Below are 12,836 nucleotides of genomic sequence, written 5' to 3'. Positions count from 1 at the left end.
CAATTTAGAGGACATTTAGCGCCTCGACTCGGGAGTAGTGAGCATGACCAAAAAAGTTGCAGTGATTCTTTCCGGCTGTGGTGTCTATGACGGCGCCGAAATCCACGAAAGCGTGATCACCCTGCTGCGCCTCGACCAGCGCGGCGCCAAGGTGCAGTGCTTTGCGCCCAATATTGCGCAGATGCACGTGATCAACCACCTGACCGGCGAAGAAATGCCTGAAGCACGCAACGTGCTGGTGGAGTCGGCTCGCATCGCCCGTGGCGACATCAAGGACTTGCGCGAAGCCGACGCCAAGGATTTCGACGCCCTGATCGTGCCGGGCGGCTTCGGCGCGGCAAAAAACCTGTCCAACTTTGCCGTTGAAGGCACCGGCTGCACCGTCAACCCGGACGTGCTGGCCCTGGCCGAGGCCTTTGCCGAAGCCGGCAAACCGGTCGGCCTGATCTGCATCTCGCCGGCCCTGGCGGCAAAGATCTACGGCCCGGGCGTGGTCTGCACCATCGGCAGCGATGCCGACACCAGCGCAGCTATCGTCAAGATGGGTGGCACCCATGAAGAATGCGATGTGCATGACATCGTCGAAGATACCCAGCGCAAACTGGTCAGCACCCCGGCCTACATGCTCGCCAAAAGCATCAGCGAAGCCGCGGGCGGTATCTACAAGCTGGTTGACCGGGTGCTCGAGCTGACCCACGAGAACGACTGACGCTGATCGCGGGGCATACCGGCTCCCACGGCAATCAGGTAGGAGCGGGCTAGCCCCGCGATGACGCCAGCCGCGTCAGAATGCGATCCAGCGAATTGGCAAACGCCTGCTTCTCGCGATCACCATACGGCGCCTGACCACCACCGACCTGCCCCTGCTCGCGCAGGTCGGTGAACAGGTTACGCACGGCCAGCCGCTCCCCCATGTTGCGTTCATCGAATTCGCGACCGCGCGGATCGAGACAGGCGACACCCTTCTTGACCAGGCGATCGGCCAGTGGCACATCGCTGCAGATCACTAGCTCACCTGGCACGGCATGCTCGACCAGGTAATCGTCGGCCGCATCCGGTCCACTGGGCACCACGATCAGCCTGACACAGGCAAACGCAGGCTTGATCTGGCTCTGGCCGGCCACCAACACCACCTCCAGCTGGCGCTTGAGGGCGAACTTGACGACCTGATCCTTGGCCGCCTTGGGGCAGGCATCGGCATCGATCCACACACGCATGACAGAACATTCCAACAAAAACGGGTGAACAGTATCCCCGCTCACCCGTCTGGCTTCAAATCAACCCGCCGGCAGGCGACGCTTCTCAGCCAGTCGGCTGCGCCCGTAGAGCACGGCAATTGCCAGCAAGGCAACCACTTGCGCCGCCAATGAGTACGCATCGGCATGAATACCCAGCCAGTCGAACTCGAAGAACGCCACCGGGCGGGTGCCGAACACGCCGGCTTCTTGCAGCGCCTTGACCCCGTGCCCGGCGAACACCACCGACAGCGCGCACAGCAAGGCAGCGTTGATACTGAAGAACAGTGCCAGCGGCAACTTTGCCGAACCGCGCAGAATCACCCAGGCCAAGCCCACCAACAACACCAGTGCCGTTGCGCCCCCGGCCAGCACCGCGTTGTGCCCTGCGGGCCCGGCCTGCAGCCAGAGGGTTTCGTAGAACAGGATCACCTCGAACAGTTCGCGGTACACCGAGAAAAACGCCAGGATGGCAAAGCCGAAGCGACCACCGCCACTGAGCAGGCTGCTCTTGATGTAGTCCTGCCAGGCCGCCGCGTGCCGGCGGTCATGCATCCACACCCCGAGCCACAGCACCATGACGCTGGCAAACAACGCCGTGCAGCCTTCGAGCAACTCACGTTGCGCACCGCTGACATCGATCACGTAGGCCGCCAGGGCCCATGTTCCCAGGCCGGCCAAAAGCGCCAACCCCCAGCCGACGTTGACGCTGCGCACCGCGGACTGCTGGCCGGTGTTGCGCAGGAACGCCAGGATCGCCGCCAGCACCAGAATCGCCTCCAGGCCTTCGCGCAGCAGGATCAACAAACCGGAGATATAGCTCAGCGACCAGCTCAGGCCATCCCCGCCCAGCAGGCCTGCAGCCTCCTTGAGCTTGGCCTTGGCCGCATCCAGACGCTGGTTGACCTGCTCGAGCGGCAGGCCGTCCTGCAAGGATTGTCGGTAGGCCATCAGCGACTTTTCAGTGTCCTTGCGTACATTGGCGTCGACATTGTCCAGCGAGCTTTCAACCAGCTCGAAGCCTTCCAGGTAGGCCGCCACTGACAGGTCATAGGCCTGTTCATGGTCACCGGCCTGATAGGCCGCCAGGCTCTTGTCGAGGGTGCTGGCGGTGTAGTCGAGCAACTGCGCCGGGCCACGCTGGACCTGTGGCGGCTGGGCGCGCTGGGCACGGAACATAGCTGCAGACTCGGCGCCCTGGGACGCTTCAACCTCCAGGGGCGTCTGGCGGGCCAGGTCGGCAAGGTTGTAGGGGGTGTCATTTTTAGCGTGCGCAGGGTCAGCGGTGAAACTGGCGATATAGGTCGCCAGGTCCCAACGTTGACGATCGTCGAGCTGGTCGGCGAACGACGGCATGTCGGTGCCTTCGATGCCCTGGCCCAAGGTGTTGTACAGGTCATACAGGCTCAAGCGATCCACACGCTCACTGCTGCGCAGATTCGCCGGTGGCGGAGTCAGCCCGACACCTGCCGGGCCGTCACCTGCACCAGTATCGCCATGGCACACCGAGCAATGCTGAGCGTAGAGCGGAGCGCCACGGGCCGGGTCGGGGGTGATGACCGGGGCCTGGCTGACCTCATAGGCCACCGCCAGTTGCGCACCGAGTTGGCGAGCCAGGCGGGCGACACTGGCACCGTCCTGGCGCTGGTTGATCGCCTGGCGCAGGTCGACAACGCCTTGCTCCAGCGCCTGGCGCTCGGCGCGAGCCGGCAAAGCGCCAATGACACCTTGCAGTACGTCGGTGAACTCCAGCTGCTCGCGGTATTCCCCGTCGTCTACCACCTTGCCGGCCGCCACGGTCGCCGGATAGTCGGCACCAATGTAGCCGAGCAGGTGCAAAGCCTTGGCGGCGTCATCGACGGTGTCGGCCCACACCATCAAGCTGCTCAGCGCCAGCACCGGCCACAGCAGCCAGGCAAACAAGCGGGAACGGGAAATCATCAGGTAATCTCAAATAGCAATACGAGGTATTGCATTGTTCACTTCCAATGACGATCGCTCAAGGAATCCGGCAAAATTTAGTGACAATTTAATCACCGACAAAAAAAGACGACCCTGAGGTCGCCTTCTTTTTTTGTCGGTGCGGGTCTCAAACCGGCGCGCGTCGAATCGTCGCCAACAACGTTGCTGCGCCCAGGAACAGGCCGGCAAAGGTCCGGTTCATTCGCCGCTGCTGTCTGGGTGTACGCAGCAGACGCAGAACCCGCGCGGCCAGCCCGGTGTACCCCGCCATGACCAGCAGGTCCACGATCACCATGGTCGCCGAAATGATCAGGTACTGTGGCAACAACGGCGCATGCGGGTTGATGAACTGCGGCAGCACCGCAAGCATGAAGATCAGCGCCTTGGGGTTGCTGACGTTGACCAGAAAACCACGAAACACCAGGGCAAGGGGCTTGCCGATGGGACGAACCGCGGATTCGTCGCTGAGATCGGCAGGCAACGCACGCCACTGCTTGACCGCCAGGTACACCAGGTACGCAACACCGAACCACTTGATCACCTGGAACGCGGTGGCTGATGCCGCGAGGATGGCACCGACGCCCGCCGCAATGATCGCAATCTGCAACACCAGGCCCAGCTGCAGGCCAAGGGCGTTCCAGTAACCGCGCCAGAAACCGTACTGCAGGCCGCACGACATCGAGGCAATGGCCCCGGCGCCCGGCGACAGACTGATGACCCAGCAAGCGGCAAAAAATGCCAACCATGTTTCCAATGACATCGCGCACCTCGGCCCGGGATTTTTACAAAACCTTAAGCTAGTGCGCTGGCGAAAAAATAACCACGATTATTTTCAACCGTCGATCACTTGCCGATGACCTTGTCGTCGCCCACCAGCGGCACGACCTCGGCGCCGCGCCAGCGTCGGACCGACTTCTGGAAAAACTGGCTATTGGGTACTTGAACCAGTGCGCCACCGGCCTCCGGCATCTCGATCAAGGTGGTGAACAACAAGTTGATTGCGACCACCCGCCCCTTCACGCCTGGCTTGTCGATAGTCTCGACCAGCTCCACCACGTCACCGATACGAAACGGCCCGACGGTGAAGATCAGTACCGCACACAACAGGTTGGACAACACGCTCCACATGGCAAAGAACGCGACAGCCGCTACCGCAACGAAGCCGGACAGCGCCGTCCATAGCACCGTGGCGGAAACCCCGAGGCGCTCCAGCACGAACACCAGTGCACTGCCCATGATCAACCAGCGCAAACCGCCGCGCACCGGCATCATCAGCTCCGGCGGCAATGGATAGCGCTCACCGAGGCGCTTGAGACATCGCCCTACCAGGCGCTGCAGTACAAAGGCCGCGCAGAGAATCAACAAAATCTGCAAACCCAGCCAGAACGGTGCAATCCACTCCGGTGGTACTGGCAGTTGCAACGACGCCATCAAGACAACGCCTCCAGCTCCGCCTGCATAGTCTCTAGCTGCTCAAGGGCTGCCATCCAGGCTTCTTCCAGTTCCGCTTCGCGCACTTTCAGCTTGGCCTGCTTGGCCAGTAGGTCACGCAGCTCGTCCTTGCGCGCGACTTCATAGAGGGCACTATCGCCCAGGCTGGCGTCGATCTTGGCCAACTGCTCATGCACGGTGCCCAGTTCGCGCTCAAGCTTGTCGGCTTCACGCTTGTGCGGGGCCAACTGCTGACGCAGGGCTGCCGCTGCCTGGCGCTGGGCTTTCTTGTCGGTCTTGTCGGCATTGACCGGCGCAGTGCTGACAGGCGCGTTGCGCTGACGGTACTCGACCAGCCAGCGGGTGTAGTCATCCAGGTCGCCGTCAAACGTCTCGACTTTGCCATCAGCGACCAACAGGAAATCGTCGGTAGTGCTCTTGAGCAAGTGACGGTCGTGAGAGACGACCAACACAGCACCGCTGAACTCTTGCAGGGCCATGGTCAGCGCCAGGCGCATTTCCAGGTCCAGGTGGTTGGTCGGCTCATCGAGCAGCAGCAGGTTCGGCCGCTCCCAGGCGATCAGTGCCAGTGCCAGGCGAGCCTTTTCACCGCCGGAGAAATTCAGCACCGGTTCATCGATACGAGCGCCACGGAAGTCGAAGCCGCCGAGGAAGTCGCGCAGGGTTTGCTCGCGCTCGGTCGGTGCCAGACGCTGCAGGTGCAGCAACGGGCTGGCCTTGTTGTCCAGCGAGTCGAGCTGGTGCTGGGCGAAGTAACCCACCGACAGGTTTTCTCCACGTACCAGACGCCCGCCTAGCGGCTCCAGCTCACCCGCGAGGTTCTTGATCAGGGTCGACTTGCCAGCGCCGTTCGGGCCCAGCAAGCCAATACGCGCACCCGGGGTGAGCTGCAACTTGACCTTCTCCAGGATGGTCTTGTCGCCATAGCCCAGGCGGCCTTCGGACAGGTCGAGCAAGGGGCTGGAGATTTTCTCCGACTCACGGAACGTGAAGTCGAATGGCGAATCGACATGCGCCGCCGACAGCTCCTCCATGCGCTCCAGTGCCTTGATCCGGCTCTGGGCCTGACGTGCCTTGGTAGCCTGCGCCTTGAAGCGGGCTATGTACTTTTCCATGTGCGCGCGCTGGGCCTGCTGCTTCTCGTAGGCCTGTTGCTGCTGGGCCAGGCGTTCGGCACGGGTGCGCTCGAAGGCGGAGTAACCGCCACGGTACAGCGTCAGCTTGCACTGCTCGACATGCGCCACATGGTCGACCACCGCATCGAGAAAATCGCGATCGTGGGAGATCAACAACAGCGTGCCCGGATAACCCTTGAGCCAGTCTTCCAGCCAGAGGATGGCATCGAGGTCCAGGTGGTTGGTGGGTTCGTCGAGCAACAACAGGTCGGAGGGGCACATCAGTGCCTGGGCCAGGTTAAGGCGCATCCGCCAGCCACCGGAGAAGTCCCCTACGCGGCGATCCATCTGTTCGTTGGTGAAGCCCAGGCCGGCCAACAATTTGCGCGCACGCGCATCGGCGGTGTAGCCATCGGCGCTGTCGAGCTCGATATGCAGGCGCGCCAGGGCCGTGCCGTCGTGGGCTGCCTCGGCCGCCGCCAGGTCGGTTTGAACCTTGCGCAGGCGCGCGTCGCCATCAAGCACATAGTCGACCGCCAGGCGATCGAGGGTATCGACCTCCTGGCGCATGTGCGCGATACGCCAGTCGGCGGGCAGCTGGCAGTCGCCCGAATCGGGCGTCAGCTCACCGCGCAGCAAGGCGAACAGGCTGGATTTACCGGCGCCGTTGGCACCGATCAAGCCGGCCTTCTGACCGGCGTGCAGGGTCATCTCGGCGCCTTCTAGCAGGCGCTGGGGACCACGCTGTAAAGTGAGGTTCGATAGTCTGATCATAATGGCCGCGGAGTCTACCAGCTTCGTCGGCAACTGGCGCGAGTAGGACCATGCACACCGACCTGTGGAATTTTGCCTTGAAACTGTACGCCCGCCCAGGCGTCGAAGCGGCCTGCCTGCAATGGCAGGACCAGGGCGGTGATGTCTGCTTGCTGCTGTGTGCAGCCTGGCTTCGCGAGCGCGGCAGAATTCCGAACGAGCAGCGTGCCCGCGCATTGCATGCACAGGCTCGAAGCTGGCAGGCAGAGGTGGTAAAGCCGCTGCGCAGTTTGCGCCAGCAATGGCGAATGGCATCGGCACACGATGCGCAACTGGCGAGCTTGCGTGATCAAGTGAAGGGCTTGGAGCTGGCGGCAGAGCGCGTGTTGCTGGAACGCCTGGAGGCAGTCAGCGAAGGCGGGGAAGCAGAGAGCCCATCTCATGCAGACTGGCTGCAATGGGCGCTGCCCTCAGGCGCCCGCTTGCATCACGACGCGCTGCAAAAGCTGCGCGCCGTGATGCTGACCACTCAGGATGCCGAAGACGGCGTCTGAGAAGTCGTTACCGACGATGCGGTGGCCGTCGACGGCGTAGTTGCCGGTGGCGTAGTCGCGGCTGGCGTTGTGGCTGGGGCGACGGGCGCCGCAGGGGTTGCAGGCTTGGCCGCTACGGGCTGCGCCGCAGGTTTGGCAGCCGGTTTTGCGGCTGGCTTGGCCGGTGCTTTGGCGGCAGCGGGTTTGGCTGCTGGCTTGACAGGCGCCTTTGCCGCAACAGGCTTGGCCGCAGGTTTTGCCGGGGCCTTGGCGGCAGCAGGTTTGGCTGCTGGCCTGGCAGGTGCTTTTGCTGCAGCAGGCTTGGCGGCAGGTTTGGCCGGAGCCTTGGCGGCGGCAGGTTTGGCTGCAGGCCTGGCAGGTGCTTTTGCTGCAGCAGGCCTGGCGGCAGGTTTTGCCGGGGCCTTGGCAACTGCAGGTTTGGCTGCAGGTTTGGCGGCTACCGTTCTGGCAGCTGGTTTGGCGGCGGCGGTTTTAGCCGCTGGCTTGGCAGGCGATTTTGCCGCTGCAGGTTTGGCCGCAGGTTTTGCAGCAGCCGTTCTGGTCGCTGGCTTGGCCGCAGGTTTTGCAGCTGCGGTTTTAGCAGCCGGCTTGGCAGCGGGTTTTGCCGCAGCCGCTTTAACAGCAGGCTTGGCGGCAGGTTTGCTGGCAGCCTTGGCAGCTGGCTTGGCAGTAGCGACAGGTGCAGGTTTTGCTGCACGCTGGGTCAGCGCCTTGGCAGCCGCTTCCCTGACCTTGCCAACACCCTGGGCCAGTTTCAGGCTTTCCTGGGCATCACGCTTGAGTTGCAGAATGTAGGTGCGTGTCTGCGACTGACGCTCCTTGAGCGAGTCGAGCAGCGTTTCGAGTTCACCAACTGCCGACTTGGCCTTGCCTTGCGCCTTGGCTTTGCCGGACTTGGCAGCGTCCTGCAGTTTGAGGCGGGACTTGTGCAGTTTCTCTTGAGCCTTGCCACGTTGTTTTTCCAACTTGGCGAGCAGTTTTTCAGCATCAGCCAGCGCTTGCGAGCAGGCATTTTCCAAATGGTCGAGCAGGCTGCCCGAGAGTTGCTGGAGCAGGTGCAACGGCGTACTTACTGGCTTCTTATTGGCCGACATGGTTTACCTCCTGGCTGACGAGAGTGCGGCTCATACTATGCTTCTGCTGCTACCGCCGCTAGGGCATGTTGACAGTATTAAAGGCGCCGCGTTGCATGCCTGGGCAAAGTTGTTATCGCTGCAGCTGGAAGCAAGTGTAGATGCTGCACAAAGTGTTGCTGATATTTGCACGAAGTAACGAGTGAAGGCTGGCATACTTTATTTCCGCTGAAGCAGGAGTGAGCCAGTGTCGCGTTATCTAGTATTAGCTCTTTTTCTATTGCCGGTGTCGCTCATGGCAGCGCCTGCGAACACCCCTGAAAGCAATCACGACCTGGCCTACAGCCTGGGCGCCAGCCTGGGTGAGCGGCTGCGCACGGAAGTTCCAAACCTGCAGTTGGATGCCTTGCTGGAAGGGTTGCGACAGGCCTACCAGAACAAGCCCCTGGCCCTGAGCAAAGAACGTATGACGGCAATACTCGGCGAACATGAAATCCAGGCCAACCAAGCTGCGTTACAGGCACACAGCGAACAGTTGCAGACTGCGGAAAAACGCTTCATGGCCACAGAGCGGGCACGTGCAGGCGTGCGCGAATTAGCCGCAGGTATTCTGGTGGCCGAACAGGTCAACGGTACTGGCGCCAAACCTTCAGCGCAGGGAAAAGTCCAGGTCCGGTATGTCGGCAAGTTGCCTGACGGAACCGTTTTCGATCAGAACCAGCAAGCGCAGTGGTTCAATCTGGGCAGTGTGATCGAGGGATGGCAACTGACATTGCCAGAGATGACGACAGGGTCGAAATGGCGCCTGGTGATTCCTTCAGCCCTGGCCTATGGTGCCGAAGGCGCGGGCGACCTGATTGCGCCCTATACGCCATTGGTGTTCGAGATCGAATTGCTGGGTGTCGCCGAATAAACCGTCGGCACACCCATCAAGCCTGAACGGCAGCTTCTTCGCTATGTGCGTTGTGCAGCACTTCGATCAGGCAGTCTTCAAGCTCGAAGCGCTCATGCAACAAGCTGCCCAGTTCGTTGAGCTTCTTTGCGAAGCGCTCCGGGTCGTTGCAGTCGCCTCTGTCGCAATGATCATTGAAGGCAGAGGCTATCTCGGTGATCGCATCGATCCGCGGGCTGATCTGTGTAGCCAGTTCCAGGCCTCGCGTATCACCAAAGGCCTTGGCTTCGCTGACCAGCTGCTCGCTGACTTCAAAATGCCAGGCCGATACATAGTCGATCAGCACGGCACAAAAGTCGCGACTCTTGTCCTTGTCGGCAAAGGCCGGCTTGGCATCGCGTAACTCACGAAAGGCTGTCACCAGCTCTGCACGCTCATCCAACCAGCGGTCAATGAGCTTATGAACCCCACCCCAGCGTTCCTGAGCATTCTGACAACTATCTAGCATGGCGATCTCATCCCTTCTGGGTAATGCCCCCGCTCCTCGCTCGCAAGTGTGCAAGCAAAGGTGACGTCAGCAGGGCAGCATCGAGCAGCTGTATTTTCGGTATGCGTGCAGGGAGATTATTCCCGTGCGCCCTAGGCTTCAAGGTACGCAGGCGACAAAGTTCATACAAGTGTTTAATCCCTGCCTGACCTGCCGCCGGTCGTTTGCAGACAGAAGTGACCGCCTCAGTTTTTCGCCGGACGATTGAACACTGCAGCCCTCCCCCCGAACAGGCGCACTAAAGCCAACACTGCCAAGAAGACAAATGCCAACAGGCTCCACTCGGGAATCGTCAGATCAAGAAAGCTCCAGTTCAAGCGCACGCAGTCAGGGCTACCGATCAGCATCAGCTTGAACTGATGGGCCAGCGGCATGCTGTCGACGGCAGGCGGGCAATCGCTGGCAACGGGCCAATGCATGCCCTGAAGCCACACATGCCTGCCGGCGAGGAGGGCACCGCAGGTAGCGCACAGCAGCGCCAGCGCCGCATAGATTCGCGCCCCCAGGCACCCAGGGCCATGGAGCACCGCACACACGCTCACCAACGCGAAAGCTCCCAGGAACAACCGCTGGCTGTAGCACAACAGGCAAGGCTCCAACCCCACTTCCCACTCAAGGTAGAACGCAGCCGCCAGCATCAGCACCGAGACCACGAAGGCCAGAAGGAACATTGAGCGCAGGGAGACCGACGGCATGAGTAGTCCGGAGGGGTAGAAAGACAGGCGTCAACGGTAGAGGATGTCCGTGCCTTGTTTCAAGCTACTACAACTGAGACAAATCACTGATTAGTAAGGGAATAATCCCATGTTAGATATGAGTTTTCTTTGAGCGCCTAAAGAAAAAACTCACGTGCATGTAGGATATTTCGATAACAGCTTGGGCTCGCGGCTTGGCGCGAGCCCAAGGGTTACTCAAGCGCGTACCGTGTCTGGCAACGGCAATGCCAACAGGCGATCATCGAGCAGGCCAAGGCCTTCCTGGAACAGTTGGTTACTCCGGTCCGTATCACCTAGCCCGGCCAACAAACGGGCCAGTTCGGCACACGCCTCGGGATTACGCTGCAATCGCAAACTGCTTTCCAGATAATCACGGGCCTTGCCCCACAGACGGTTCTGCAGGCTCAACCGACCTAGCGTGAGCAACAAGCTGGGATCATCACCATGTTGCTTGAGCCATCCCTCGGCCGTCTGCAGCTGGCGCGCCAGATCGGCGCCGCGCACCAGGCCGTAGAGCCTGGCAAGGTGGCTTTCATACTGACGCTTGAGCGCCGTGCGCAGCGCCTCTTCTGCCTCACTCTCGGCGCCCAGCTGGCGCAGTTGCTCGGCATAGGCCAGCACCAGTTGCGGCTCCTGGCGCTGGGCAGCCGTCAATTGCTGCCAGGCGCGCTCCAGGGACTGCCGCGCACTGTGCTCCTCCCCTTCACGGCTGGCGGCAAGGGAGAGGTTTTCCCCCCAGGAACGCCGCTCCAGCTCTTCCAGCTCGGCAGTCGGAAGCACTTTCCCCTTGCGCAGCTCCGGCAACAAACGGATGAGCGCCGACCAGTCACCCCGTTCGCGGTACAAGCGCTGCAGCAGCCGCAGTACCTGGGCGTTATGCGGGTGACGCTCCTGCATCGCTTGCAAGGTTTCCAGCGCTGCCTCGCTTTCACCGTTGTCCATCTGCATTTGCGCATGGCTCAGCGCGATGGCCAGTTCTGCTTCTGGCTGGCGCTCCAGTGCGCGCTCAAGCAGCTTGTCGCGGTCTTCGATACGCCCCAGTTCATTGGCTGCCCGCGCCGCCCCAAGGTAGTACAACAGCGGTTGGCGCTCGGCCTCGGCAGCACGATGGAGGTGACGCTGGGCACTGGACCAGCGCCCTTCGGCAAGGTCCAGCTGCCCCTGCTCTATGGCCAACCGGGTGCGACGGCTGCGGTTGCGCCGTGACCAGGGATTGACCACACCGCTGGAGGTCAGCACCAGGCCAACCAGGTAGCGCACCAGCAATACCAGCAACAGGATTGCCGCCAGCGCCGCCAGCGCGGCCCACAGGCCCGATTGATAGCGAAAGTTGCCATAGGAAATCAGTACGTAACCGCTATGTTTGGCGATCGCGACCCCGAGTGCGGCAGCGGCTGCAATGGCCACCACCATCAGCAGGTACACGCGCTTCATGGCTTGGCCTCCTCGACCGGCAGGTGCCGACGCTCCAGGTAGGCCTGGACCGCACTGAGGCTGTCGGCCAGGTCAGGCACCACCACCGAGACCGGCTCGTTGGCCAAGGCGTTGAGGCTGTCGAGCATTGCCTTGCTTTGCGGGTTGTCCGGATTGAAGTTGGCCAGCAGCACGCTGCGTGCATCATCCAGTGCCTGGGTGTAGACCTTGGCCTCTCCGTTGAGCGCCGCCCACTGGGCCTGCTCGAGGGTCAGGCTCAGGGCCAGGCGCAGTTGGTTGAGCGACTGCCCAGCAAGCAGTGGGCGGATGTTATCGTCGGCATTGAAGTCGATCTGGAAGTACTTCGACAGCTCCGCCCACCATTGCGACCAGCGACTGGCACCGTCACCGTCGGCAGTCAATGCACCCAGGGCATCGGCATTGCTTTCAAATTCCGGGGACAGGGCACTGAGTTGCTGCACTTGCTCACGTTGGGCGGCGAGCTTGAGGAACAACCCGGTGCGATCCGGCTGCTGGACGCTGTTGAGGGTCGCCAGGCTCTTGGCCAGCTGCTCACGGGCGGCAAATGCTCCCGGGTCGCTCTGCTCACGCAGAATATCATCGGCGCCCTGGACCAGCGCACGGGCGCTGACGATGTCCTGCAAGGCCGACAAACGCAGGCTGGCCAGACGCAACAGGTGTTCGGCTTCAGCCAGGCGCCAGTCCTTGCGGCTGGCACCCAGGATAGTCTCCAGGCGCTGGCTCAACCGCTGCTGGTCGCCCTGCAGTTGCGCCACCAGGCGGCGGCGATCTTCCAGTTCGGTGGCAGCAGGCAGGCTGGCAAGCTGCGCAGAGATTTGCTGCTCGCGCAACTGCAGTGCCTGAGTCTTCTCACTCAGACCTTGCAGGTACTGACCCTGACCCTGTTCGGTGCCCTGAAGCTGGCGCACCTGCCAAACACCCCACCCTCCTACAGCAACACCCGCTGCACCGAGCAGCAAGGCCAGGATCGCCAAGCCGTTGCCCGAGCGCTTGCCCGGCGTGGCGGCGGTAGGTTCAGACGCCTCAGGCGTCGATTGCAGGTCATCGTTGGGCAAGACAGTTTCGCTCACGTATCCATCCTT

13 protein-coding genes are annotated in these 12,836 nt (G+C 61.8%); 3 read left to right on the top strand and 10 right to left on the bottom strand.

What is annotated here, in order from left to right; translation table 11 throughout:
* The first annotated feature begins 43 nt into the window (after positions 1-43).
* A complete protein-coding gene (elbB, locus tag ABVN19_RS23885) occupies positions 44-709 on the top strand; it encodes an isoprenoid biosynthesis glyoxalase ElbB (RefSeq protein ID WP_105641393.1) in 666 nt (221 codons plus the stop codon).
* A gap of 49 nt (positions 710-758) precedes the next feature.
* Here the strand turns inward: elbB and ABVN19_RS23880 are convergent, their stop codons facing one another.
* From ABVN19_RS23880 to ABVN19_RS23860, 5 genes are all read right to left on the bottom strand, one after another.
* Positions 759-1,217: a YaiI/YqxD family protein gene (locus ABVN19_RS23880; RefSeq protein ID WP_028942388.1), complete on the bottom strand. Its 459-nt coding sequence runs from the start codon at positions 1,215-1,217 to the stop codon at positions 759-761.
* 60 nt (positions 1,218-1,277) lie between these two features.
* Positions 1,278-3,176, bottom strand: coding sequence for a cytochrome c/FTR1 family iron permease (locus ABVN19_RS23875; RefSeq protein ID WP_105641392.1), 1,899 nt, complete (start codon positions 3,174-3,176; stop codon positions 1,278-1,280).
* 148 nt (positions 3,177-3,324) lie between these two features.
* Complete coding sequence (locus tag ABVN19_RS23870; protein ID WP_028942390.1) at positions 3,325-3,957, bottom strand: LysE family transporter; 633 nt, start codon at positions 3,955-3,957, stop codon at positions 3,325-3,327.
* Between the two features lie 83 nt (positions 3,958-4,040).
* Positions 4,041-4,628: a mechanosensitive ion channel family protein gene (locus tag ABVN19_RS23865; protein ID WP_028942391.1), complete on the bottom strand. Its 588-nt coding sequence runs from the start codon at positions 4,626-4,628 to the stop codon at positions 4,041-4,043.
* Positions 4,628-6,538, bottom strand: coding sequence for an ATP-binding cassette domain-containing protein (locus ABVN19_RS23860; RefSeq protein ID WP_105641391.1), 1,911 nt, complete (start codon positions 6,536-6,538; stop codon positions 4,628-4,630). The genes ABVN19_RS23865 and ABVN19_RS23860 overlap by 1 nt, the downstream gene beginning before the upstream one ends.
* 50 nt (positions 6,539-6,588) lie before the next feature.
* Between ABVN19_RS23860 and ABVN19_RS23855 the strand changes: the two genes are divergently transcribed.
* Positions 6,589-7,071 carry a TIGR02444 family protein gene (locus ABVN19_RS23855; protein WP_028942393.1) on the top strand — a complete coding sequence of 161 codons (483 nt, stop codon included), beginning with the start codon at positions 6,589-6,591 and terminating at the stop codon, positions 7,069-7,071.
* On the opposite strand, the gene ABVN19_RS23850 is transcribed toward ABVN19_RS23855, so the two are convergent.
* Positions 7,047-8,165 (bottom strand): AlgP family protein, encoded by a 1,119-nt coding sequence (locus ABVN19_RS23850; protein ID WP_028942394.1) that lies wholly within the window; start codon positions 8,163-8,165, stop codon positions 7,047-7,049. The two genes, ABVN19_RS23855 and ABVN19_RS23850, sit on opposite strands and share 25 nt — an antisense overlap.
* Before the next feature lie 274 nt (positions 8,166-8,439).
* Here ABVN19_RS23850 and ABVN19_RS23845 point away from each other — a divergent pair, with 274 nt between their 5' ends.
* Complete coding sequence (locus ABVN19_RS23845) at positions 8,440-9,057, top strand: FKBP-type peptidyl-prolyl cis-trans isomerase (protein WP_105641390.1); 618 nt, start codon at positions 8,440-8,442, stop codon at positions 9,055-9,057.
* 16 nt (positions 9,058-9,073) lie between these two features.
* Here the strand turns inward: ABVN19_RS23845 and rsd are convergent, their stop codons facing one another.
* The 4 genes from rsd to ABVN19_RS23825 all read right to left on the bottom strand — a co-directional run bounded on the left by rsd (position 9,074) and on the right by ABVN19_RS23825 (position 12,824).
* Positions 9,074-9,544, bottom strand: coding sequence for a sigma D regulator (gene rsd, locus ABVN19_RS23840; RefSeq protein ID WP_105641389.1), 471 nt, complete (start codon positions 9,542-9,544; stop codon positions 9,074-9,076).
* 224 nt (positions 9,545-9,768) lie between these two features.
* Positions 9,769-10,278, bottom strand: a complete 510-nt coding sequence (locus tag ABVN19_RS23835; protein ID WP_028942397.1) for a disulfide bond formation protein B — start codon at positions 10,276-10,278, stop codon at positions 9,769-9,771.
* 216 nt (positions 10,279-10,494) lie between these two features.
* Positions 10,495-11,733 (bottom strand): heme biosynthesis HemY N-terminal domain-containing protein, encoded by a 1,239-nt coding sequence (locus ABVN19_RS23830; protein WP_028942398.1) that lies wholly within the window; start codon positions 11,731-11,733, stop codon positions 10,495-10,497.
* Positions 11,730-12,824, bottom strand: coding sequence for a uroporphyrinogen-III C-methyltransferase (locus tag ABVN19_RS23825; RefSeq protein ID WP_028942399.1), 1,095 nt, complete (start codon positions 12,822-12,824; stop codon positions 11,730-11,732). Before ABVN19_RS23825 ends, ABVN19_RS23830 begins: the two co-directional genes overlap by 4 nt.
* Positions 12,825-12,836: the final 12 nt, after the last annotated feature.

Source organism: Pseudomonas vranovensis, assembly GCF_040438935.1.
GTDB classification, from domain to species: domain Bacteria; phylum Pseudomonadota; class Gammaproteobacteria; order Pseudomonadales; family Pseudomonadaceae; genus Aquipseudomonas; species Aquipseudomonas vranovensis.
This window is presented reverse-complemented; position numbering and strand designations above follow the sequence as displayed.

Bases quoted from the DNA above. Each gene is read 5' to 3' on its own strand.
- ABVN19_RS23875 (WP_105641392.1), bottom strand. From the start codon at position 3,176: ATGATTTCCCGTTCCCGCTTGTTTGCCTGGCTGCTGTGGCCGGTGCTG.
- ABVN19_RS23830 (WP_028942398.1), bottom strand. From the start codon at position 11,733: ATGAAGCGCGTGTACCTGCTGATGGTGGTGGCCATTGCAGCCGCTGCC.
- ABVN19_RS23845 (WP_105641390.1), top strand. From the start codon at position 8,440: ATGGCAGCGCCTGCGAACACCCCTGAAAGCAATCACGACCTGGCCTAC.
- elbB (WP_105641393.1), top strand. From the start codon at position 44: ATGACCAAAAAAGTTGCAGTGATTCTTTCCGGCTGTGGTGTCTATGAC.
- ABVN19_RS23860 (WP_105641391.1), bottom strand. From the start codon at position 6,538: ATGATCAGACTATCGAACCTCACTTTACAGCGTGGTCCCCAGCGCCTG.
- ABVN19_RS23880 (WP_028942388.1), bottom strand. From the start codon at position 1,217: ATGCGTGTGTGGATCGATGCCGATGCCTGCCCCAAGGCGGCCAAGGAT.
- ABVN19_RS23855 (WP_028942393.1), top strand. From the start codon at position 6,589: ATGCACACCGACCTGTGGAATTTTGCCTTGAAACTGTACGCCCGCCCA.
- ABVN19_RS23870 (WP_028942390.1), bottom strand. From the start codon at position 3,957: ATGTCATTGGAAACATGGTTGGCATTTTTTGCCGCTTGCTGGGTCATC.
- rsd (WP_105641389.1), bottom strand. From the start codon at position 9,544: ATGCTAGATAGTTGTCAGAATGCTCAGGAACGCTGGGGTGGGGTTCAT.
- ABVN19_RS23865 (WP_028942391.1), bottom strand. From the start codon at position 4,628: ATGGCGTCGTTGCAACTGCCAGTACCACCGGAGTGGATTGCACCGTTC.
- ABVN19_RS23850 (WP_028942394.1), bottom strand. From the start codon at position 8,165: ATGTCGGCCAATAAGAAGCCAGTAAGTACGCCGTTGCACCTGCTCCAG.
- ABVN19_RS23835 (WP_028942397.1), bottom strand. From the start codon at position 10,278: ATGCCGTCGGTCTCCCTGCGCTCAATGTTCCTTCTGGCCTTCGTGGTC.